Below are 20,056 nucleotides of genomic sequence, written 5' to 3' on the forward strand. Positions count from 1 at the left end.
CGAGCGCGTTTGTCATACGCGAGCGGGTTCGCTCCCTGAACCTCGGCGATTCCCCGTGCACCTGGCGAACGCACGCGCGTTTGCGGAATTCCCGGCTACACCCGAATTCGCAGCACCGCGATTCTTCCGTCCTGGGTAAGCTCGAACCAGTACGCCAGGTTCACCGGACTACCGGGGAAGTCGCCCGAAATCTGCGCCGTTGCCATTCTCCCGGAACCGGATTCGACGACGGACAGTACGTCGTAGTGCACCTGCGGCACTTCGGTTCGCCAGCTCCGGATCGCGTCGATGCCGTGGTATTCGCGGCCCTCGTCCTCCACCACGGCGTCGGGGGCGAAGAGGTCGAAGTAGGGCTCCAAGTCGGCCATGGGCGCGAGCTCGAAGTAGCGGTCGATGGTCTGCGATTCGGTCATGAACTCACTGTCACCCCTCCCCCACGGGGAGAGTCCAGAATGTAGCCATGAACGGATTGCTGACGATCGGCGAGTTCTCTCGCATCACGCACTTGTCGGTCAAGACTCTGCGGCGCTACCACGAGTCGGGGTTGCTCGAACCTGCAACAGTGGACGACTATTCGGGATACCGGTACTACGCGACGGATCAAGTGGCGACGGCACAGATCATCAGTCGGTTCCGCAGCATGCAGATGCCCGAGCGTGAGGTGCGGGCGATCGTGCACACGCCGGACCCCGACGCTCGAGCCCGGTTGATCTCCGAACACCTCACTCGGCTCGAGCGGCAGTTGGACGACACGCGATCAGCAGTGACGGCACTACGCCGGCTGTTGGATCCGGCTCCGCCCACTATCGATGTTCGACGCGTACTCACCCAACAGTGTTCGGTAGCAGCAATTTCCGAGGTGGTCGACGCGTCCGACGTGTTGGGCTGGTACTCCGACGCGATGGCCGAGATCGATGCAGCCGTCGCCCACACCACTGGACCACCAGGCGGGCTGTACGACAACGAGTTGTTCACCGAGGGTCGCGGCCAGATGACCGTGTTCGTTCCCACCGCCCATGCCCCGTCCGCTGGGAGAATCCGGCCGATGACGCTACCGCCCGTCGAACTCGCGGTGACGGTGCATCACGGACCCCACGACGACATCGACGTCACCTATGGCGCTCTGGGGGTGTACGTGGAGACCAACGGCCTCGCTATCGCCGGGCCGGTTCGCGAGGTCTACGCCGTCGGGCCACGTGATACCGACAACTCGGCGCTGTGGCGCACGGACATCGGCTGGCCGGTTTTCTTTGCCTCTCCGACGACTACATAACCAGTTGCCACCCGATGTCACGGTCAGTGCGACCGGCGTAAGCGCAGCATCTTTAGCTACTTGCCACGCGGCGGCGTTGAGTGGCTGGCAAAAGAAGAGGGTGTAGTCGAATGCCCGTGTGCAATCAGCTGTTGACCAATTGACTGGCCCGCTGGAAAGTCACTCCGAGTAGTGACCCGATGTCGCGAACCGGGACCTGGGCGCTGGCGAGTTTCTTGGCAAACTCCTGTGCGGCGGCTTTGACGCGTACCTCTTCCTCGGTCACGCGGGCGCGCTGCGCCTTGATGTCGGCAACGCGGACGGCGAGGTCCTCTCCGCCTGGCTCCAGTTGGATGCTTTGGTCTATGTCGACTTCTGCGAGAGCCACGCCGGTTTCGAGCGCAATCAGCTCTTTCGCCATGGTCGGCACGTCGTCGATGCGGCGTGCCTGCGTCAGTGCGTCGAGTTCAGGGACTGCGATCGTCCACCACTTGCCGTCTCGGGTGACGGACACCGAATAAACCTTGCCCACTACTGCGCCTCCTTCATCGCCGCGAGAATCCTGCGATACACACCGGGTGATATCGTTCGATGCCCGTCGGGCACAGTGACTTTGACCAAGCCATCGGATGAGACCCACGTGCTGTGTGAACCCACGGTGCGGTCCCGCGAAAACCCGGCAGCCTTCAGTGCCTTCACCACCGTCCTTGTCGGCTGATCTGCGATCAAGAATAGTCCCCCATACTAGACTTATTCTAGTCAAATGCACTAGACGGATTGCTTTCGTGAGTTTCGCGTAGATACCTGGCCTTTATCTGCAGTCGGACGAACGTTTCACGTCGTCGACGGTCGGGGATTCAGCGTCCCAACTGCTTGCTTGCACCGTCGATTTCGGCATGAGCACCGATTTTCGCGTTTCGTCCCGCTCGATCTCCTGCCTTACGTGCGCCCTCGGAATAACTGGCGTTCGCACTCTGGCCCCTCCAGTGTCCTCGTGCAGTCGAGGTCTGTCGGTAGTAGTCACGGAGTTCGATCTCTTTGTTGCGCAACACCAGTGCCGTTCCCGCCCCCTGCTGCTCCTGCTCGATCGCCTTCGCTTCGGTCTCCTTCTTGACCTCGTTCAGTCGTTGCCCGATGCGGGCTGCGAACGCGGTCTGGAAGTTGAGCCGAGCTGTCACAGCGGCGACGGGCACTTCCTCACGCCGGGTGTAGCGTCGGCGATTCTTGATCTCCGTGACGGTACGAATTGCTGTCTCGGATTTGTAAGCACCGGACTTGATGTACCCGTCCGAGGCCCTAACCATCTGAATCAACAGAGAAGAATAAAGGGCCTCGGTGATCTCGATGTCGGAGTCGAACCCGTAAGCGAACACCTGCGTCGACGACCTCGACACATCGCACTGGACATCGTTGGCGTGCGCGATGGACACGAACAGGTGGACGTACGTCTTGAGTCCACGCTTGCCCGGCTCTCCGATGGGGATCACCTTCTGGCTCGGCGTCGCCTGCCGCTCTCGTGATGCGCTGTGCGAACGAGCCACTGCCAGATCCACCGACGCCGACGTGGCCAAACGCTGCGCTGCCTCCATGAAGGCCTCGGCCTCGTGGGGATTGTCGGTGGACTCGGCCTGGCGCAACAAACCGCCGATCCGCGTCAGCATCTTGTCCGAACTCATGAGCGAAAGGCTACCGGGCACCTCCGACACGTCCGGGTTGACCAATTCAGGAACGCGATAATGACCACCACACGGTGAGTTGTGTGCCACAGTACCCATCGACATATGTGTCGGGGGAGCATCACAGCACGATTCCGCATGCCGATCTCCGGGCGCATACCACCGCGTAGAAGTAAGTGGAGAGAACAATGGCGTCTTTGATCACGAAGGTTGCAGTGGTTGCGACAGCGGCCACGCTGCTGACGCTCACCGGATGTTCGAGCGAGAGCGACTCGAGCAGCGATTCGGGTGCTGCATCCGAAAACGCCGACGGTCGTGGGCCTATCACCTATGTAGAGGGCCAGGACACCACGGAGACCGGCGTCGTCCAGCAGATCATCTCGGAGTGGAACGCGGCCAACCCCGATCAGGAGGTCACCTTCAAGGAGCAGTCGGCCGACGCCGATCAGGCCCACGACGATTTCGTACAGCAGCTCCAGGCGCAGCAGAGCGACTACGACGTGATGGCACTCGACGTCGTCTGGACCGCCGAGTTCGCGGCCAAGGGCTGGCTCGTTCCGCTCGAGGGCGAGTTCGCACTCGACAACGCAGGTGTTCTGCCTGCGACCGTCGCGAGCGCAACGTACAACGGCACGCAGTACGCCGCACCGAAGAACACCAACGGCGGACTGCTGTACTACCGCAGCGATCTGCTCCCCGAGGCACCCACCACCTGGGCCGAGCTCACCGAGGATTGCCAGGTCGCACGGGACAACAACATCGATTGCTACGCAGGGCAATTCGCCCCCTACGAAGGTCTGACGGCCAACGCGTCGGAGATCATCAACGCACACGGCGGATCGATCGTTGCCGAAGACGGCAAGACCCCGACCGTCGACAGCCCGGAGGCCAGGGCCGGACTGCAGACCCTCGTCACCGCGTTCGAGACCGGCGTCATCCCGGCTCAGGACACCACGTTCAAGGAGTCCGAGAGCCAGCAGGCGTTCCAGGACGGACAGGCGCTGTTCCTCCGCAACTGGCCGTACGTCTACGGCACAGCTGCTGAGGAAGGTTCGGCTGTGGCCGGCAAGTACTCTGTCGCACCGCTTCCCGGAGTCACCGGAGTCGGCACCTCGACCCTCGGCGGATACAACGCCGCGATCAGCGCATACTCCGAGAACAAGGCCACGGCCGCCGACTTCCTGCGATTCATGCAGGGCGAGCAGGCCCAGCGCATCATCGCCGAGGGCGCTCTGCCGCCCGTGCTGTCGTCGCTGTACGACGATCCCGCACTGATCGCCGCGATGCCGTACCTGCCCGCATTGAAGGCGTCCATCGAGAACGCAGTTCCGCGTCCTGTCACCCCGTTCTACCCGGCCGTCTCGAAGGCCGTGCAGGACAACGTTTCTGCCGCCATCAAGGGTGAGAAGAGCGTGGACCAGGCGATCACGGACATGCAGGCCGGTATCGAAACCGCCGGCGCCAGCTGATTTCGGGAGAACCAATGGCTGTACCTGCTGGTGTGACCAGTGGGGCCGCCGCAACCACCGCGGCCGGGGGCTCGTCCCCCGGCCGCGGTCGGCATGTGCGGTCCAAGAAAAAGCGGTTCGGCCTGACGCCGGGTCGCGCCTGGCTGTTGATCGCACCGACGCTGGTGATCCTCGCGATCGTCATCGTCTACCCGGTGATCCGAGCGCTCGTGATGTCCTTCTCCAAGGACCCCGGTCTCGATCCCGCTACCGGCATGTTCGTCGCCGGTGGCTCGGCAGGTTTCGACAATTACACGCACTGGATCCTGCAGCAGTGCACGTCGGCGTCGGGCACGCTGGTGCCATGCCCGCCGGGAACCCTCGGGTCCCAGTTCTGGGGCGCGGTCGGCAACACCGCATTCTTCACGGTCGTGACGGTCTCCATCGAGGTGGTGATCGGTTTCGCGATGGCCGTCATTATGGGTAAGACCTTCGCCGGTCGCGCTCTGCTGCGCGCCGCGATCCTCATCCCGTGGGCCATTCCGACGGCGGTGACGGCCAAGCTCTGGTACTTCATCTTCGCGTACGACGGAATCGCCAATCGCATTCTGGGAACCAACATCCTGTGGACGGGTGACGCCTGGCCTGCCCGCTTCGCAGTCATCATCGCCGACGTATGGAAAACGACGCCGTTCATGGCTCTGCTCATTCTCGCTGGGCTGCAGATGATTCCGGCCGATGTCTACGAAGCGGCCCGGGTCGACGGGGCGTCGGCATGGCAGCGTTTCACCAAAATCACGCTGCCACTGGTCAAGCCGGCTCTCATGGTCGCAATTCTGTTCCGCACCATGGACGCGTTGCGCATGTACGACCTGCCCGCCATCCTCACCGAGGGCAACCCCGCCACTCGTACCATTTCCATCCTGGTGGTGGAGCAGATCCGGCAGGGATTCAACAGCGCTGCCGCACTGTCGACCATCTCGTTCATCATGATCTTCGTCGTGGCGTTCATCCTGGTGAAGTTCCTCGGAGCCAATGCCGTTGCCACGCAGGAGAATCAGCGCAAGGGGGCCGGTCGATGAAGCAGGCCCGCATCTATCTCGGTGTTGTCGTCATCCTGGTATGGGGGTTGGCGCCGTTCTACTGGATGGTCGTCACCGCGTTCCGCGACCCGCGCTACACCTTCGACACGACGCCGTGGCCGACGCACGTCACCTGGCAGAATTTCGAGACTGCTCTGTCGACGGCGAACGGGAACAACTTCCTTCGCGCTGTCGGCAACAGCCTGATCGTGGGCGGCGCGACCACCCTGATCGCGTTGGTCATCGGCATCTTCACGGCATACGCGCTCTCTCGCATCGACTTTCGCTTCAAGTACGTGGTGACGGGCATCATCCTCGGTGCGTCGATGTTTCCCGTCGTTGCTTTGGTGACCCCGCTGTTCCAGTTCTTCACCAACATCGGGTGGATCGGCAGTTACCAGGCGATGGTCATCCCGAACATCTCGTTCGTCCTACCGCTGACGATTTATACGCTGGCGGCGTTCTTCGCCGAATTACCCTGGGAACTCGAAGAAGCCGCACGAATCGACGGTGCCGGGCGTTTCCAGGCTTTCCGGCTGGTGATGTTGCCTTTGGCCGCACCGGCCCTGTTCACGACCGCGATCCTGGCATTCATCGCAGCGGTGAACGAGTACTTGCTCGCCAGTCAGCTCTCGAGTGACAGCACCGAACCGGTGACCGTGGCCATCGCGCGTTTCACCGGCAACGATCCGCTCGTCGTGCCGTACGCCGCGATCATGGCCGCGGGCACCATCGTTGCGATTCCACTGGTGATCATGGTCCTGCTGTTCCAGCGCCGCATCATTTCAGGATTGACGGCGGGCGGCGTCAAGTCGTGACGGCGCAGGACCACTTGCAGTTGCTGGCAGGCATTCTCGGGTTCTTCGCATTGGTGGCTCTCGGTTTCGCCGTAGCCGGGATCGTCGGCGGTGATCCCCGCGTGCTGTCGTCGGTAGCGCTGCTCGGTCTGCTCGTGGCACTGTGGTTCGTCGTCAAGAAGATTCGCTGAAACTCGTCTTTGCGATTGCCACCAGTTCGGTCGAGGCAGGACTCATCGCGTTGCGCCACACCAGGGCCAGCACTGCGGCGGTGTGCGAGTCGGTCAGTTCGACGGCAACGAGATTGTCGGCGTAGGACGACGCCATCGAGGCGCTGAGTATTGCAACCCCCAGCCCCCTCGCCGCGAGGTCCGCTACGGCGTCGGGAGCAGTGGCCTGCAACGTGATGGGCGGTGTCAGTCCGACGTCCGCACAGTCCCTGTCGAACACCGCACGAATGCCGGTGCCCTGCGGTAGTGCAACGATCGGGTGTTCGCACACCTGGGCCAGCGTTACTTCTCGATGCTCAGCCAGTGAGTGCGTGGGCGGAACGGCCGCGACGATCCGCTCGTCGATCACGACCATCGAGTCGAGCCCGTCAGGGGTTCGAGCGGCGACACCGACCAATGCAACGTCTAGCTCACCGGATCGAACATCTGCAACCAGCTGATCCGAATTACCCTCTTGCAGTGAAAGTTCGACGCCGCGATGAGCCTTGTGGAAACGCGCCAACGCGTCGAACAGTGGTGGGACGGTGCACGCAGTGACCATGCCGACGGCCAGTGAACCGCGCAGTAGTCCCGTCACATCGTCGACGGACTGTTTCACCGATCCTGCTGCGGCCAGTGTGGCGCGAGCTTGTGTCAGTGCTGCCTCACCGGCCGTGGTCAAAGTGGCTGTGCCACCGGACCTGTCGATCAGCTCGGCGCCGAGCTCTCTTTCGAGCGCCCGGATTTGCGCGCTGACCCCGGATTGGCTGATGTGTACGCGTGCGGCAGCGCGGGTGAAGTTCGCTTCCTCGGCGACCGCGACGAAGTATTCGAGTTGTCTCAGTTCCACTGCTGCGTCCCCAGATCGGGACCCTCACCGGCGTCGAGCCGGGCCACGCTGCGCTTGGGTGCCGTGATGCGATAGCTGCAGTCGATCAATTCGGCGGCCTCGGCCCAGACGTCGTCGGCGGCCTCGTCATCGTGGGGCATGCTCAGGTCGAATCCCACCCAGCCTGCGGGTCCGAGGTAGGCCGGATGGAAGTAGCGGGGCTCGAGTTCGCAGGCCCGCTGCTCCTCGGCGCTCTCGCATTTGACGACGATCGAGAGATCGAACTGGTCGCCGCCTTTGACGCCGCCGCCGAAGTAGATGAACACCGAGGCCGTGCGGAAGGTCGGTCTGCCGTGGGAGATCTTCTCGGTCACGTCGGGGTAGGTGAACGCAAGTGCGCGCACTCGTTCGAGAACCGGATGCTTCGAGGTGGGATCGATTGCCACGTGAGAACGATAGCGCGAGTTGTCTAGCTGCGGCTATGAGTGAAAGTGATCGTGGTGATCGGAACCAACTGTTGGACTTCTGACACTGTCGACTCGAGACTCGAATTCATGACACAGACACCCGAAGAAATCGCAGCGACCTACTTCGAAGCCTGGAAGGCGAAGGACTTCGACACACTGGCCTCGATCCTGCACCCCGATGCCACGTTCCGAGGGCCGCTGGGCACGGCCGAGAGCGGCGAGGAATGTGTGGCTGGGTTGAAAGGAATGTCGGAAATCGTCTCCGACGTCGAGATCGCCCACGTCTTCGTCGATGGCCCGAACGTACTGACGTGGTTCGACCTACACACGTCGATCGCACCCCCGGCATCGACCGCGAACTGGCAGCGCATCGAGAACGGAAAGATCACGGAAATCAGGGTGACATTCGATCCGCGAAACATCATCGCTGCGGGATCGACGAACGCCCGCCGGCACTCGATGTGACATTTGGTGGCCCTTTTGGGGGTCAATGTCACGTTGAGTGGACCGGCGGGCGTCGGTGCCGCGGAGAATTACGCGTCGATGATGAACGCTTCGAGCTGCTCGCGGGCGACGTCGTCGGCCAGCTGCTTCGGCGGGCTCTTCATCAGGTAGGCCGATGCCGGGATGACCGGTCCACCGATGCCGCGGTCCTTGGCGATCTTGGCGGCGCGGACTGCGTCGATGATGACGCCGGCGGAGTTGGGCGAGTCCCATACTTCGAGCTTGTACTCGAGGTTGAGGGGGACGTCACCGAAGGCGCGGCCTTCGAGGCGGACGTAGGCCCACTTGCGGTCGTCGAGCCAGCCGACGTGGTCGGAGGGTCCGATGTGGACGTCCTTGGCGTTGAATTCCCGCTGCAGGTTCGACGTGACGGCCTGGGTCTTGGAGATCTTCTTCGACTCGAGGCGGGTGCGCTCGAGCATGTTGAGGAAGTCCATGTTGCCGCCGACGTTGAGCTGCATGGTGCGGTCGAGCTGCACGCCGCGGTCTTCGAAGAGCTTGGCCATGACGCGGTGGGTGATGGTGGCACCGACCTGGCTCTTGATGTCGTCGCCGACGATGGGGACGCCTGCGTCCTCGAACTTCTTGGCCCAGACGGGGTCGGAGGCGATGAAGACGGGGAGGGCGTTGACGAAGGCGACGCCGGCATCGATGGAGGCTTGTGCGTAGAACTTGTCGGCTTCTTCGGATCCGACGGGCAGGTAGGACACGAGGACGTCGACCTTGGCGTCGCGCAGTGCCTGGGCCACGTCGACGGGCTCGGCGTCGGAGATCTCGATGGTCTCGGAGTAGTACTTGCCGATGCCGTCGAGGGTGGGGCCGCGCTGGACGCTGACGGTGCTCGGGGGCACGTCGGCGATCTTGATGGTGTTGTTCTCGCTGGCGAAGATGGCCTCGGAGAGGTCGAAGCCGACCTTCTTGGCGTCCACGTCGAACGCGGCGACGAACTCGACGTCGCGGACGTGGTACTTGCCGAACAGGACATGCATCAGGCCGGGAACGCTGGCGTTCTCGTCTGCGTCCTTGTAGTACTCGACACCCTGGACCAGGGATGAGGCGCAGTTGCCCACACCCACAATGGCCACGCGGATTGCGTTGTTGTTCTCACCCATGGTCGGGTTCTCCTTCTGTCTTGACTGTCCTGTTTGGTGCTGTGGTGGACGGTGCTGGGGTGGGGCCGGCCTGCTCGGCTGCGATGACTTCGTTGAGCCACCTCACCTCGCGTTCGCTCGATTCGAGACCGAGCTGGTGTAGCTGCCGGGTGTAGCGGTCGAGAGTTCCGTTCGCCTTGGCCACAGCGTCGCGGAGACCTTCTCGGCGCTCCTCGACCTGGCGACGTCTGCCTTCGAGAATGCGGACTCGGGCTTCCGCGGGAGTCCGACTGAAGAAGGCGAGATGTACGCCGAATCCGTCGTCGGTGTAGTTCTGCGGTCCGGTATCGGCCACCAGTTCGGCAAATCGTTCCCTGCCGAGGGGGGTGAGCACGTACACCCGTTTCGCTCGTCGTTTGACGAGCAGTTCGGGACCGGCGTCCTCGGCGATGAGACCGTCGGTTTGCAGTCGACGGAGCGCCGGGTAAAGCGATCCGTACGAAAACGCTCTGAAAGCTCCGAGCAGGCCGGTCAGCCGTTTGCGGAGCTCGTAGCCGTGCATGGGTGCTTCGAGAAGCAAACCGAGAATTGCGAGCTCGAGCATGCAACTCCCCCTTCTCGGATCACACGATCACATCAGGCGATGCGATCGACCGCACTATCGAAGAATGTATCGCGCCGATACATGTTGTGACAAACCGATGACCTTTTCTCGTGGCGTACATCGGCAGCGGGAGATGCGTTTTTTCGGATTCGGCGCGGGTATCGAAGCAGGAAGCAACTGCATCGAAGGAGAGCACCATGAACCAACACGATCGAATACCGGGCCGGTCCAGTGCGGACAACCATGCCGGAGATTCCCAGGTCGCGGATCTGTCGACGGTGCAACTGGTCGAGCGCCTGACCACCCAGGTCTCGACGCTCGTACGAACCGAGATCGACGCCGGACTCGCCGAGGTCAAGAGCAAGGGAAGCAGGCTCGGCCTGGGCGTCGGAATCTCCGGCGCGGGGGCACTGCTGCTGTTTCTCGGCCTCGCCACAGCGATCGCTACGGCAGTGCTCGGTCTCGCGACCGTGCTGTCCGCCTGGCTCGCGGCGCTGATCGTCACGGTCGTAGTGCTGGCGATCGGCGGCATCCTGGCCGCGGTCGGGGCATCACGAGCCAAGAAGGCTCTGCCGCCGGTTCCCGCCGACACCGCCGCACGAGTGAGCGACGACATCTCCGCAGTGAAGGAGGGAATCCGATGACCGATACACCTGCACACAGCGCTCCCGGAGGCTCGGATCAGCCGCCCAGCATCGAAGAACAGCGTTCCGAGTTGGCCGAGACCGTCTCCGCGCTCGCGGCCAAAGCAGACGTACCGACTCGAGTGAGCAACGAGGCCTCCCGCCAGGCCGCGCGAGCGTCCGACGCGGTGCGCGAGAGGCCCGGCGCTACCGCTGGAGTGGCCGGCGCCGTTGTGGCGGTACTGCTGGTGACGCTTCTTCTTCGTCGTCGACGTACGAGAAAGGCATTCCGATGAGTGCGGTATCCAAGGCGTTCTACACACCGATGTCGTTGGCGACCAGCGTGCTGGGCGGGATGGCGGCCGGTGCGGTGTTCAAGCAGGTGTGGAAGCGCGTCGGCGACGACGATGCTGCCGCGCCCGATCCGAAGGATCTGAGCCGCTCCGTGCAAGAAGTGCTGATTGCGGCAGCAGTTCACGGTGCGGTGTTCGGCCTCGTCAAGGCCGCTGTCGATCGAGCAGGCGCGACCGGCTATCGCGCCGTCACTCACGAAAGCCCGAAGTAGAGTACTGCGCGCGTCCGCAGCCGTAGCCCGAGAACGTACTGTGCGACGCATGACCCCGGTCGACGCGCTCGCTGCCGCTGCCGCCCTGCATCTCGGCTTTCAGCTGGTAGTGACGGGCGTTGTCTACCCCGCGCTGGCGGAGGTGCCGGAAGACGACTGGCCGCGTGCACACAACGCCCACTCGCGGCGGATCACCCTCGTCGTCGGGCCGGTCTATGGACTACTTGCTGCTGCGTGTCTGTGGGTGTTGGTGGCCGGTTCGGTCGACCCTTTCGTGCTGATCAGCGCGGCCGGCGCAGTGATCTCCGCGCTCGCCACTGCGGTCGTGGCTGCCCCTGCCCACGGCGAACTAGGGCGTACGGGACGTACTGAACACCTGATGCATCGGCTGCGAACAGCAGACCGCGTACGTCTCGGTGGTGCAGTGCGGTGTGCCGCCTTCGCTCTGGTGGCGTGACCGAACCCGGGCCGGATGAACGGATCAGCGAACCGGTGCCACCATGAGCACCGCGTCGACTCGGTACTCGCCCCACTGCTGCGCAGACGTCCCGATTCGGTGCCATCCTCGCCTGTCGTAGAAGCCGAGGGCGGTGCTACTCGGATCGACGAGCAGCACCGGTATCCGGCCCGCGTCCCGTGCAGCATTCACTGCGTGGGCGAGCAACGTCGTTCCGCTGCCCGGTACGCAGCCGTCGGTCACCAAGCGCGACACGACAGCGAGTCGATCGGCACCGACCCCCGTTGCTCGCTGCCACTGCGCGCTCGCGTCGTCCGCACCGGCATCCTGTTCCGGCGATGCCGTCGGATGCAGCGCGATATGTCCGACGACGGCGTCGTCGTGTTCGGCGACCCAGGCTGCGAGTTCGTTCGGTGCGGCCAGCCAGTCGGCTCGCACCGCCGCTGCGCGCACGGGATAGCGATGCGTCGAGTGCGCACGTTGCAGGATGGGTAGGAGGGTGTTCAGGTCGCTGTCCCGTCGGGGCCGCACGCTGATACCCGATGTGGCGAGCATGTGCACGAGTGTAGGGACCGGGGCTCACCTGTGAGCAGCGGATCCCACAGTCGCATCGGCACAGGTGGAGCACAGTTTGTCGCCGCCGAAACGGGACCCTTTCACCGGGGAGGCGGGGGTTCGCAGGTCCCCTTCGGAACGGGCGCACGTACTCTGGTCTCGTGCGACTTCAGCGACAGGTGGTGGACTACGCCCTTCGGCGGCGGTCGCTGCTGGCCGAGGTCTACTCCGGTAGAACGGGCGTAGCAGCGGTATGCGACGCAGATCCTTATCTGCTCCGCGCTGCCAAGTTCCACGGCCGCGGCAGCGATGTGGTGTGTCCCATCTGCCGCAAAGAGCAGCTGACTTTGGTCTCCTGGGTTTTCGGTGAGAAGCTCGGTGCGCTGTCCGGATCGGCGAGAACGGCCGACGAACTCGTCCGGCTCGCTGCGACCCAGGAGGAATTCTCGGTACACGTGGTCGAGGTGTGCCGCTCGTGCAGCTGGAACCATCTCGTTCAGTCGTATGTCCTCGGGGCCATCCCCGCGCCCAAGCAACCCCGTCGTTCACGATCGGGTTCCCGCCAACCCAACCGTCGTACCGCGAGTGAATGACACAATCGCTCGGTCGATGCCTTCCCGCGAGTGTTCGACGCGGCTGCCGAAATTACTGGAGATCTGTACGTGAGTTCCCCCTACGACAACAACCCGGGTAGCAACGAACCTGGCCGTAGCGACTCCGGACGGCGTCCCGACGTGCCCGGGCCATCGCGCGGCAGCAGACATTCGGATCCTCCCGGGCGTCGCCCCGTGCCGCCGCCCGGGCAGCGTCCGATGCCGCCGCAGGGCCGGCCACCGATACCTCCTCCCGGGCAGCGACCCGGGCCTCCCCCCGGTCAACGCCCAGGACTTCCCCCAGGTCAGCGTCCGATGCCGCCGCAGGGCAGGCCTCCCATGCCCCCGCCCGGGCAGCGTCCGGGACCTCCTCCAGGGCAACGTCCGATGCCGCCGCAGGGCAGGCCTCCAATGCCCCCGCCCGGTCAGCGTCCGGGACCGGCGTCCGGTCAGCGTCCGTTGCCGCCGCAGTCTCGGCCTCCCGGTGAGCGGCGCTACGGCGAGCCGCCGGTGACGCCTGCCGCGCGCGTCGGATCGGTGCCACCTCCGTACGAACCGAACGATCCATCCACCAGCTACTCGGGCAGTGAACCGCCCGATCCGCCCGAAAGAGGTCCCGCCGCGAAAACGAAGAAGAAGTCCAAGTGGCGGGTCGTTCGGCGCAGTGTGTATGCGTTGATCGCTCTGGGTCTGATCGTGCCGATCCTGGCGTTCATGGTGGCGTACACCGTCGAGGACGTGCCGCGTCCCGGCGACATCAGAACCAACCAGGTCGCGACGATCTTCGCCGCCGACGGCTCGAGTGTGCTCGGCAAGGTGGTGCCGCCCGAGGGCAACCGCACCGACGTGACGATCGAGCAGATTCCGGAGCATGTGCGTAACGCCGTGCTCTCGGCCGAAGACCGCGACTTCTACTCCAATCCCGGATTCTCGGTGACGGGCTTCGGCCGCGCTCTCCGTGACAACGTGCTCGGACGCGACAGCGCAGGCGGCGGTTCGACCATCACTCAGCAGTACGTGAAGAATGCGCTGGTCGGTAACGACAGAACGCTGACTCGAAAGATGCGTGAGCTCGTCATCTCGTCGAAGATGGCGCGTCAGTGGTCCAAGGACGACATCCTGGCCGCGTACCTCAACACGATCTACTTCGGCCGTGGTGCGTACGGCATCGCGGCCGCGTCGACGGCGTATTTCGGTAAGTCCGTCGATCAGCTGTCCGTCGAGGAGGGTGCGGTGCTGGCGGCGGTCATCCAGCAGCCCTCCAATCTCGATCCCGAGGTCAATCCCGAGGGCGCGCAGGCTCGGTGGGATTACGTTCTCGACGGCATGGTTTCGCAGGGTCAGCTCGATTCCGCCCAGCGAGCCGCGATGTTGTTCCCGGCTGTTGTCCCGACCTCGCAGGTCGATACCGGTGACGCTCAGGATGCCGGGCCGAACGGCTTGATCAAGGCCCAGGTGCTCCGAGAGCTGTCGGCAGTGGGTGTCAGTGATCAGGACCTCAACACCGAGGGTCTGCAGATCACCACGACCATCGATCCGAAGGCCCAGGCGGCCGCGGTGGACGCTGTGAACAGCAATCTCGAAGGCGAACCGTCCGAGCTGCGGACGGCCTCGGTGTCGATCGATCCACGCACCGGCGCAGTCCGCTCGTATTACGGCGGTGCCGACGGACGCGGATTCGACTTCGCCCAGTCCGGTTTGCAGACCGGCTCGTCGTTCAAGGTGTTCGGTCTTGCCGCTGCGCTGGATCAGGGCATCCCGCTGTCCAAGATGTACGACAGCTCTCCGCTCGACGTCAACGGCATCGAGATCAGCAACGTCGAAGGTGCCTCCTGCGGAACGTGCACCATCGCAGAAGCCCTCAAGCGGTCGCTCAACACCAGCTTCTACCGCATGATGCTCGGCATGGACAACGGACCGCAGGCCATCGCGGACATGGCCCACACACTCGGTATCCCACAGGAGATCGACGGCGTCGGCCCCACGCTGACCGAGCCCGACAACGCGGGCCCGAACTACGGAGTTGTCCTCGGCCAGTACCAATCTCGTGTCCTCGACATGGCGTCGGCCTACGCGACACTGGCTGCGTCCGGCGTCTATCACACTCCGCACTTCGTGCAGAAGGTCGTCACCGCCGACGGCACGGTGCTTCTCGACCGCGCGCCAGAAGCCGGTCAGCAGGTCGTCTCGGCCGCGGTCGCGGACAACGTGACCTCGGCGATGCGGCCGATCGCCGGCTACTCCAACGGTCACAACCTCGCCGGTGGTCGCCAGTCGGCAGCCAAGACCGGTACCGCTCAGCTCGGCGACACCGGGCAGAACAAGGACGCCTGGATGGTCGGGTACACACCGTCGCTGTCCACGGCCGTGTGGGTCGGCACCGAGCAAGGTCTGCCGCTCGAGAACAGTTACGGCGGACCGATCTACGGATCGGGCCTACCGTCGGACATCTGGAAAGACACGATGGACGGCACGCTGGACGGCACCTCGAACGAGACGTTCCCGACGCCCGAGGCCATCGCCGGTCAGGCCGGAGTGCCGCAGTACTCGGCTCCGGCACCGACGGCCACGGTGGCACCGTCGACGGCGCCGCCACCGGTGACCCTGCCGATTCCGACGGAGATCTCGCCGCCGGTCGTCATCACTCCGCGGCAGGTCGAAATCCTGCCCGGCGTCACCATCCCGCTCCCCGGGTTGGCACCGGCTCAGCCTGCACCCGAACCGGCGGCACCTGAACCGGCAGCGCCCGAGCCAATAGCGCCCGGGCAGTAACGACTCCCGCGGTGACGACCGAACCTGATCGCAAGGGTAGAGCTCTGGCCAGCCCCGGTCGTCTCGACACAGGGAGCGCAGCGGACAGGGATCTGCCCAGTCGGACCGATCCGGTGGCCGGGGAGTTGTCCTCGGTCGTCGGCGGTCCGGTCGGGCGGCACGCGGTGATCGGACGGCAACGGTGGTTCACTGCATTGCGGGCAATCCTGCTACTCGCGGTGGTCTTTCTGTGCTTCGGATGGTTCGCGAAAGCGGCGTGTATTCAGCAGGCTCCGGTGGGCCCGGGCGGTGAGCTCGGACTGGATTGGAGCGGCAGCCGACAGTACGTGGCGATGTGCTACTCGGACACCGTGCCGCTCTACGGCGCGGAGCGACTCGATCAAGGTGCGTTTCCGTACAAGAAATCCTGGGAAGAAACCAGGGCCGACGGCACCACCCAGGTTCGATACATGGAGTACCCGGTGCTCGCCGGGCTGTACCAGTACGGCTCGATGGTCGTCGGAAAGGTATGGAACTCACTGAGTTTCCTGCCGCAGGCTCTGCCTGTCGTCGTGTACTTCAACGTGGTCGCCCTGGGGCTGGCGGTGGCATGGTTGGTCACCGTCTGGGCCACGGCAATAGCTGCCGGACGTCGGATCTGGGACGCGGCGCTGGTGGCCGCATCGCCGCTGGTGATCGTGCACGGCTTCACCAACTTCGACGCTCTGGCAGCGGCTTTCGCGCTCACCGGATTGCTCGCATGGGCCAAGAAGCGGCCGGTTCTCGCCGGTGTGCTGATCGGTCTCGGCGGTGCCACCAAGCTCTATCCCCTGTTGTTCCTCGGCCCGCTGTTGGTGCTGTGCTGGCGCACCGGCAAGATGCGGGAGTGGGGCATCACCGCCTGCGCGGCGATCGGAGCCTGGCTGGCCGTCAATCTTCCCATCGCGCTGCTGTATCCGTCGGGTTGGTACGAGTTCTTCCGACTCAACTCCGAGCGTGGGGCCGACCCGGATTCGCTGTACAACGTGGTGACCTCGTTCACCGGCTGGCCCGGATTCGACGGTCCACTGTATGCAGGTGCCAAGCCGTTGATCCTCAATGCCGTGACACTGGTGTTGTTTGCCATCGTGTGCGCGGTGATCGCATATATCGGTTCGACGGCCCCGGTGCGACCACGGCTCGCGCAGTTGGTGTTCCTGGTGGTGGCCGGCTTCCTGCTCACCAACAAGGTATGGAGCCCGCAATATTCGCTGTGGTTGGTTCCCCTTGCCGTGCTGGCGTTACCTCATCGCCGAATACTGTTGGCGTGGATGACGATCGACGCGTTCGTCTGGTTCCCACGCATGTACTACTACCTCGGTGTGGACAACAAGGGCTTGCCGGAACAGTGGTTCACCGGTGCCGTAGTGGTACGCGATATCGCCGTGATCGGTCTGTGCGCGTTGGTCATTCGACAGATCTATCGGCCGTCCGAGGACCTCATTCGAAACGGCAGCGCCGTCGACCCGCTCGGTGGCGTTCTCGACGGCGCTGCAGATCGAAAGACGATGGCCCGCAAGGTCACATATAGCGGCCGAGCTGCTTGACGGCCTCACCGGCGTGCTTGGCCTGGATTCCGTCGCCGATCGCTTGCAGCTTCCACTCGCTTCCCTGGCGATAGACCTTGGCCATCACCAGGCCGGTGAACGGCATTCCGCCCTGCAGGGTGAAGCGAGCGAGTTCGGTGTTGGTGGTGTTGTCCACCAAGCGGCAGAACGCATTTGCCACCTGCTCGAAGGTCTGACCGCGGTACGAGGTGACGGTGAAGACGATGCCGGTGACATGCTGGGGCACCCGTGTCAGGTCGACCACGATGACCTCGTCGTCACCCTCGCCCTCACCGGTGAGGTTGTCTCCCTGGTGCACGATCGAGCCGTCCTTGGCATTGAGCTGCCCGTAGTAGACGACGTCGTTGACATTGCGGTCGGCGAGCATGATCGCCGACGCGTCCAGGTCGATGTTCGCGGCTCGGCCTCCGCCGCCGAAGAATCCGCCCTTCTTCGGAGTGGTCACCGGATCCCAGCCGAGGCCCATCCGGATGACCGTCAGAGCCACGCCGCCGTCCTTGCGAAGGGTGACCTTCTGCCCCTTCGTGAGACTGACCGGCTTGGACTTGGTCAAGCTGACTTCCGGAGCCTCGGAAGGAACCGGGGCGGCGGGTGGTGCCGGCGGCGCAGCGGGTGCGGGCGGTGGGGTGGGTGCCGGCGGTGGGGTGGCGGGTGCGGGGGGCGGTGTCGGTGCGGCTGCGGGGGCGGGAGCGTCGTCCACGGACACGCCGTGATCGGTCACCAACGCAGCGAATCCGCCCGCGTAGCCCTGCCCGACGGCACGCACCTTCCAACTCCCCTGGCGGCGGTAGATTTCCAGTGCGATCACGATCGACTCCGAGCTCAAACCATCGATCGTGTACTCGTACAACACGTTTCCGGCGGTGTCGCTGACTCTGGCGACCGGAGCGGTGGATCGACCGAAGTTGCTCGACGCGTCGTCGAGGGTGATGACGGCTCGGATCTGCTCGATGTCTGCGGGCACCGCAGCAAGTGATACGGCGAGACGAGCCGGACCGCCCTGGCCGGGTTCGAGGCGCACGCCGGGGCCGGTGGGCTGGTTGAAGAACACGAAATCGGCGTCGGTGCGCACTTTCCCGGCGTCGGTGACCAGCAAGGCGGACAGGTCCGCGGGGACGGCCAGTGCGATGGAGACGACGACGTCACCGACGGTGAGGGGGCCGTTCTGGCCCTTGGACAACGGTTGACCGGCCGGAGCAGACAATGTGGTGGACTCTCTCTCGTAGTGCTGGTTACCGTCATCCAATGTACTTGTTCGATTTGTCCGACTGGTGTCGTCGAGCGAACGTCAGATCCGCCGCAGGCTGAACAGGTCCCCGGGAGTGCAGTCGAGCACACGGCAGACCGCGGTGAGCGTCGAGAATCGGATGGCCTTGGCGCGATCGTTCTTCAGCACCGAGAGGTTCACGACGCTGACGCCGGCCAAGCGCGAGAGCTCGGCGAGCGTCATGCCGCGGGCGTCGAGAATGTCGCCCAGATGGCAGACGACGAGATGGTCGACGAATTCCTCCGCCATCAGACCAGGCCTTCGGTATCGCGAGCGAGCTTGGTGCCCTGAGTGATGGTGGCGTAGACGAACTGCAGAAAGACGGCGACGACGGTTGCCGTGTAGAGGCCCGCGGTGGATGTGGACGTTTCGACAGTGTCGGACAGTTCCAGTACGCCGACGACACTGTTGGTGGCCAGCACATTCATGAAACCGGTGATAGCGGGATACAGGGCGATGCATACGCCGATCATCACCACGTCGGTGCGGGCGGAGTTGGTGAACGGGTTGCCGACGATAACGCGGTCGCAGAATCGGTAGACGAACAGCAGGCCAACCAGAATGATGACCATTCCGACGACGATCGACCCGTAGCGCATGAAGTCGATGAGGCCCATGAGCCGCATCAAGTCGGCTTTGGGCACGCTCAGCTCGACGGAGTTACCGGCTTGCAACTGGCCACCGAACAGTTCTGCTGCCGGAATACCCGGCAGTGGCTCGAACTTCGCCAGAACATCGTCCGAGGAGTGGTACTGCCACGCCTTCCACCCCGACCACACCACCGCTATGGCCGCATACAGCGCCATCGCCCATTTGTTGGCCCGTGCCGAGCCCAGTCCGTATGCCATCCCGACGCCTCCATATCGATAGTCGATAACAACGAATATCGATAACCTATCGAAAATCGATACGGTGTCAAGGGCCGGCCGTCATCAGCGACGTAGCGCGACCGCCATGTGGTGGCCGATCTCCGACGCCACACCGGCGGTATCGGCAGGCATGATGTCGATGGTGTCTTCGGAGTAGACGATGTATCGGCCGTCCCGCTCGAAGTCCATCCAGAAGAACGAGACGGCGTCGGTGTCGCGTCGGTTGTCGAAGGTGCGGCCGCGCGCGACGATGATCTCCCCGGCCGCGGACCGCGCACGGTGAAAGAAGGTGCGGAATTGCTCGTCCGCGGTGGCCCCTCGGGTCGCGGTGGACAGATGCTTCCCGCCCGATGTGGTTGCGGCACCGGCTCGTTCGAGTCGCAGGGTCGATCGGCGGCCCGCGGTAGCGGTCGGAACCGATTCGAGAACTCGGGTGGGTGCCAGTTCAGGGCTGGTCAGTTCGATCGTGACGGCACCGCCCGAGGACGCGTCGAGCCCCGGCTGCTGGGTGAGCACGACGGCAACATCATGGCGCACCGCCGCGTGTGCGCGAATGGTCTTGCGGCGCGGATCGCGTGTGTCACCACGACATTCGATGCGCACGATCGGGTCGACAAGGGTGCGCACAGCTGCGCCCAGGTCGTCGTCCATCAGCGCATCGATTCTCGCCGACGCCTCCTGGCACAGAAACCGGTACCGGTCCTGGGTGTCGACATCAAGGGTGACCGCAAGGGGATAGGGCAGTCGATCGCGTCCGAATTTGTTGCAGAGCATCATGAAATCGATGCCGTCCATGGTCCAGTCGGTCAT

26 protein-coding genes are annotated in these 20,056 nt (G+C 64.1%); 13 read left to right on the forward strand and 13 right to left on the reverse strand.

The window, feature by feature from the left end:
- Positions 1–95: 95 nt before the first annotated feature.
- A complete protein-coding gene (locus ACIGGF_RS06770; RefSeq protein WP_397520617.1) occupies positions 96–413 on the reverse strand; it encodes a nuclear transport factor 2 family protein in 318 nt (105 codons plus the stop codon).
- A 47-nt stretch (positions 414–460) separates the two neighbouring features.
- On the opposite strand from ACIGGF_RS06770, the gene ACIGGF_RS06775 reads away from it, so the two are divergent.
- Positions 461–1,273 carry a MerR family transcriptional regulator gene (locus tag ACIGGF_RS06775; RefSeq protein WP_397520618.1) on the forward strand — a complete coding sequence of 271 codons (813 nt, stop codon included), beginning with the start codon at positions 461–463 and terminating at the stop codon, positions 1,271–1,273.
- A gap of 124 nt (positions 1,274–1,397) precedes the next feature.
- Here the strand turns inward: ACIGGF_RS06775 and ACIGGF_RS06780 are convergent, their stop codons facing one another.
- The 3 genes from ACIGGF_RS06780 to ACIGGF_RS06790 form a co-directional block, all read right to left on the reverse strand.
- Positions 1,398–1,784 (reverse strand): HicB family toxin-antitoxin system, encoded by a 387-nt coding sequence (locus tag ACIGGF_RS06780; RefSeq protein ID WP_397520619.1) that lies wholly within the window; start codon positions 1,782–1,784, stop codon positions 1,398–1,400.
- Positions 1,784–1,954, reverse strand: coding sequence for a type II toxin-antitoxin system HicA family toxin (locus ACIGGF_RS06785; protein WP_397520711.1), 171 nt, complete (start codon positions 1,952–1,954; stop codon positions 1,784–1,786). The genes ACIGGF_RS06780 and ACIGGF_RS06785 overlap by 1 nt, the downstream gene beginning before the upstream one ends.
- Positions 1,955–2,109: 155 nt before the next feature.
- Positions 2,110–2,928, reverse strand: coding sequence for a DUF2786 domain-containing protein (locus ACIGGF_RS06790; protein ID WP_397520620.1), 819 nt, complete (start codon positions 2,926–2,928; stop codon positions 2,110–2,112).
- Positions 2,929–3,116: 188 nt separating this feature from the next.
- On the opposite strand from ACIGGF_RS06790, the gene ACIGGF_RS06795 reads away from it, so the two are divergent.
- From ACIGGF_RS06795 to ACIGGF_RS06810, 4 genes are read left to right on the forward strand one after another with little or no spacing between them, the layout of a single operon-like run.
- Entirely contained in the window at positions 3,117–4,397 is a 1,281-nt protein-coding gene (locus tag ACIGGF_RS06795) for an ABC transporter substrate-binding protein (RefSeq protein ID WP_397520621.1), read from the forward strand.
- Between the two features lie 14 nt (positions 4,398–4,411).
- Positions 4,412–5,458, forward strand: a complete 1,047-nt coding sequence (locus ACIGGF_RS06800) for a carbohydrate ABC transporter permease (RefSeq protein ID WP_397520622.1) — start codon at positions 4,412–4,414, stop codon at positions 5,456–5,458.
- The gene (locus ACIGGF_RS06805) at positions 5,455–6,276 is read left to right on the forward strand and encodes a carbohydrate ABC transporter permease (protein WP_397520623.1); all 822 of its coding nucleotides are present in this window, start codon (positions 5,455–5,457) and stop codon (positions 6,274–6,276) included. The genes ACIGGF_RS06800 and ACIGGF_RS06805 overlap by 4 nt, the downstream gene beginning before the upstream one ends.
- Positions 6,273–6,446 carry a hypothetical protein gene (locus tag ACIGGF_RS06810; RefSeq protein WP_397520624.1) on the forward strand — a complete coding sequence of 58 codons (174 nt, stop codon included), beginning with the start codon at positions 6,273–6,275 and terminating at the stop codon, positions 6,444–6,446. The genes ACIGGF_RS06805 and ACIGGF_RS06810 overlap by 4 nt, the downstream gene beginning before the upstream one ends.
- On the opposite strand, the gene ACIGGF_RS06815 is transcribed toward ACIGGF_RS06810, so the two are convergent.
- Both ACIGGF_RS06815 and ACIGGF_RS06820 read right to left on the reverse strand, forming a co-directional pair.
- Positions 6,430–7,314: a LysR family transcriptional regulator gene (locus ACIGGF_RS06815; protein WP_397520625.1), complete on the reverse strand. Its 885-nt coding sequence runs from the start codon at positions 7,312–7,314 to the stop codon at positions 6,430–6,432. The genes ACIGGF_RS06810 and ACIGGF_RS06815 overlap by 17 nt on opposite strands.
- Positions 7,305–7,739, reverse strand: a complete 435-nt coding sequence (locus tag ACIGGF_RS06820; RefSeq protein ID WP_397520626.1) for an MmcQ/YjbR family DNA-binding protein — start codon at positions 7,737–7,739, stop codon at positions 7,305–7,307. Before ACIGGF_RS06820 ends, ACIGGF_RS06815 begins: the two co-directional genes overlap by 10 nt.
- A gap of 108 nt (positions 7,740–7,847) precedes the next feature.
- Between ACIGGF_RS06820 and ACIGGF_RS06825 the strand changes: the two genes are divergently transcribed.
- A complete protein-coding gene (locus tag ACIGGF_RS06825) occupies positions 7,848–8,225 on the forward strand; it encodes a nuclear transport factor 2 family protein (RefSeq protein ID WP_397520627.1) in 378 nt (125 codons plus the stop codon).
- 68 nt (positions 8,226–8,293) lie between these two features.
- Here ACIGGF_RS06825 and ACIGGF_RS06830 read toward each other — a convergent pair whose 3' ends face one another.
- Entirely contained in the window at positions 8,294–9,376 is a 1,083-nt protein-coding gene (locus ACIGGF_RS06830; RefSeq protein WP_397520628.1) for an inositol-3-phosphate synthase, read from the reverse strand.
- Complete coding sequence (locus ACIGGF_RS06835) at positions 9,369–9,959, reverse strand: PadR family transcriptional regulator (RefSeq protein WP_397520629.1); 591 nt, start codon at positions 9,957–9,959, stop codon at positions 9,369–9,371. The genes ACIGGF_RS06830 and ACIGGF_RS06835 overlap by 8 nt, the downstream gene beginning before the upstream one ends.
- A 197-nt stretch (positions 9,960–10,156) precedes the next feature.
- On the opposite strand from ACIGGF_RS06835, the gene ACIGGF_RS06840 reads away from it, so the two are divergent.
- The 4 genes from ACIGGF_RS06840 to ACIGGF_RS06855 are packed head-to-tail and all read left to right on the forward strand — an operon-like array spanning position 10,157 to position 11,604.
- On the forward strand, positions 10,157–10,603 hold the full coding sequence (locus tag ACIGGF_RS06840; RefSeq protein ID WP_397520630.1) for a phage holin family protein: 447 nt from the start codon (positions 10,157–10,159) through the stop codon (positions 10,601–10,603).
- Positions 10,600–10,878, forward strand: coding sequence for a DUF3618 domain-containing protein (locus ACIGGF_RS06845; RefSeq protein WP_397520631.1), 279 nt, complete (start codon positions 10,600–10,602; stop codon positions 10,876–10,878). Before ACIGGF_RS06840 ends, ACIGGF_RS06845 begins: the two co-directional genes overlap by 4 nt.
- Positions 10,875–11,147, forward strand: a complete 273-nt coding sequence (locus ACIGGF_RS06850; RefSeq protein WP_397520632.1) for a DUF4235 domain-containing protein — start codon at positions 10,875–10,877, stop codon at positions 11,145–11,147. Before ACIGGF_RS06845 ends, ACIGGF_RS06850 begins: the two co-directional genes overlap by 4 nt.
- A gap of 49 nt (positions 11,148–11,196) precedes the next feature.
- On the forward strand, positions 11,197–11,604 hold the full coding sequence (locus tag ACIGGF_RS06855; protein ID WP_397520633.1) for a hypothetical protein: 408 nt from the start codon (positions 11,197–11,199) through the stop codon (positions 11,602–11,604).
- A gap of 24 nt (positions 11,605–11,628) precedes the next feature.
- On the opposite strand, the gene ACIGGF_RS06860 is transcribed toward ACIGGF_RS06855, so the two are convergent.
- The gene (locus tag ACIGGF_RS06860) at positions 11,629–12,159 is read right to left on the reverse strand and encodes a GNAT family N-acetyltransferase (RefSeq protein ID WP_397520634.1); all 531 of its coding nucleotides are present in this window, start codon (positions 12,157–12,159) and stop codon (positions 11,629–11,631) included.
- Positions 12,160–12,320: 161 nt separating this feature from the next.
- Between ACIGGF_RS06860 and ACIGGF_RS06865 the strand changes: the two genes are divergently transcribed.
- From ACIGGF_RS06865 to ACIGGF_RS06875, 3 genes are all read left to right on the forward strand, one after another.
- Positions 12,321–12,752, forward strand: a complete 432-nt coding sequence (locus ACIGGF_RS06865) for a DUF5318 domain-containing protein (RefSeq protein WP_397520635.1) — start codon at positions 12,321–12,323, stop codon at positions 12,750–12,752.
- 411 nt (positions 12,753–13,163) lie between these two features.
- Positions 13,164–15,524: a transglycosylase domain-containing protein gene (locus ACIGGF_RS06870; protein ID WP_397520636.1), complete on the forward strand. Its 2,361-nt coding sequence runs from the start codon at positions 13,164–13,166 to the stop codon at positions 15,522–15,524.
- A gap of 11 nt (positions 15,525–15,535) precedes the next feature.
- Positions 15,536–17,089 (forward strand): glycosyltransferase family 87 protein, encoded by a 1,554-nt coding sequence (locus tag ACIGGF_RS06875; RefSeq protein WP_397520637.1) that lies wholly within the window; start codon positions 15,536–15,538, stop codon positions 17,087–17,089.
- Here ACIGGF_RS06875 and ACIGGF_RS06880 read toward each other — a convergent pair.
- From ACIGGF_RS06880 to ACIGGF_RS06895, 4 genes are all read right to left on the reverse strand, one after another.
- Positions 17,064–18,314: a TerD family protein gene (locus tag ACIGGF_RS06880; RefSeq protein ID WP_397520638.1), complete on the reverse strand. Its 1,251-nt coding sequence runs from the start codon at positions 18,312–18,314 to the stop codon at positions 17,064–17,066. The genes ACIGGF_RS06875 and ACIGGF_RS06880 overlap by 26 nt on opposite strands.
- 84 nt (positions 18,315–18,398) lie before the next feature.
- Positions 18,399–18,626, reverse strand: a complete 228-nt coding sequence (locus tag ACIGGF_RS06885; protein WP_397520639.1) for a helix-turn-helix domain-containing protein — start codon at positions 18,624–18,626, stop codon at positions 18,399–18,401.
- On the reverse strand, positions 18,626–19,225 hold the full coding sequence (locus ACIGGF_RS06890; protein WP_397520640.1) for a hypothetical protein: 600 nt from the start codon (positions 19,223–19,225) through the stop codon (positions 18,626–18,628). Before ACIGGF_RS06890 ends, ACIGGF_RS06885 begins: the two co-directional genes overlap by 1 nt.
- A gap of 84 nt (positions 19,226–19,309) precedes the next feature.
- A complete protein-coding gene (locus ACIGGF_RS06895; RefSeq protein ID WP_397520641.1) occupies positions 19,310–20,056 on the reverse strand; it encodes an ESX secretion-associated protein EspG in 747 nt (248 codons plus the stop codon).

This window comes from Rhodococcus sp. NPDC078407, from assembly GCF_044542515.1.
Classification (GTDB): domain Bacteria; phylum Actinomycetota; class Actinomycetes; order Mycobacteriales; family Mycobacteriaceae; genus Rhodococcoides.

Coding starts and splice junctions, on each gene's coding strand:
- ACIGGF_RS06770 (WP_397520617.1), bottom strand. CDS start 413: ATGACCGAATCGCAGACCATCGACCGCTACTTCGAGCTCGCGCCCATG.
- ACIGGF_RS06775 (WP_397520618.1), top strand. CDS start 461: ATGAACGGATTGCTGACGATCGGCGAGTTCTCTCGCATCACGCACTTG.
- ACIGGF_RS06790 (WP_397520620.1), bottom strand. CDS start 2,928: ATGAGTTCGGACAAGATGCTGACGCGGATCGGCGGTTTGTTGCGCCAG.
- ACIGGF_RS06795 (WP_397520621.1), top strand. CDS start 3,117: ATGGCGTCTTTGATCACGAAGGTTGCAGTGGTTGCGACAGCGGCCACG.
- ACIGGF_RS06800 (WP_397520622.1), top strand. CDS start 4,412: ATGGCTGTACCTGCTGGTGTGACCAGTGGGGCCGCCGCAACCACCGCG.
- ACIGGF_RS06805 (WP_397520623.1), top strand. CDS start 5,455: ATGAAGCAGGCCCGCATCTATCTCGGTGTTGTCGTCATCCTGGTATGG.
- ACIGGF_RS06825 (WP_397520627.1), top strand. CDS start 7,848: ATGACACAGACACCCGAAGAAATCGCAGCGACCTACTTCGAAGCCTGG.
- ACIGGF_RS06830 (WP_397520628.1), bottom strand. CDS start 9,376: ATGGGTGAGAACAACAACGCAATCCGCGTGGCCATTGTGGGTGTGGGC.
- ACIGGF_RS06835 (WP_397520629.1), bottom strand. CDS start 9,959: ATGCTCGAGCTCGCAATTCTCGGTTTGCTTCTCGAAGCACCCATGCAC.
- ACIGGF_RS06840 (WP_397520630.1), top strand. CDS start 10,157: ATGAACCAACACGATCGAATACCGGGCCGGTCCAGTGCGGACAACCAT.
- ACIGGF_RS06845 (WP_397520631.1), top strand. CDS start 10,600: ATGACCGATACACCTGCACACAGCGCTCCCGGAGGCTCGGATCAGCCG.
- ACIGGF_RS06850 (WP_397520632.1), top strand. CDS start 10,875: ATGAGTGCGGTATCCAAGGCGTTCTACACACCGATGTCGTTGGCGACC.
- ACIGGF_RS06855 (WP_397520633.1), top strand. CDS start 11,197: ATGACCCCGGTCGACGCGCTCGCTGCCGCTGCCGCCCTGCATCTCGGC.
- ACIGGF_RS06860 (WP_397520634.1), bottom strand. CDS start 12,159: ATGCTCGCCACATCGGGTATCAGCGTGCGGCCCCGACGGGACAGCGAC.
- ACIGGF_RS06870 (WP_397520636.1), top strand. CDS start 13,164: ATGCCCCCGCCCGGTCAGCGTCCGGGACCGGCGTCCGGTCAGCGTCCG.
- ACIGGF_RS06885 (WP_397520639.1), bottom strand. CDS start 18,626: ATGGCGGAGGAATTCGTCGACCATCTCGTCGTCTGCCATCTGGGCGAC.
- ACIGGF_RS06890 (WP_397520640.1), bottom strand. CDS start 19,225: ATGGCATACGGACTGGGCTCGGCACGGGCCAACAAATGGGCGATGGCG.
- ACIGGF_RS06895 (WP_397520641.1), bottom strand. CDS start 20,056: ATGACCGACTGGACCATGGACGGCATCGATTTCATGATGCTCTGCAAC.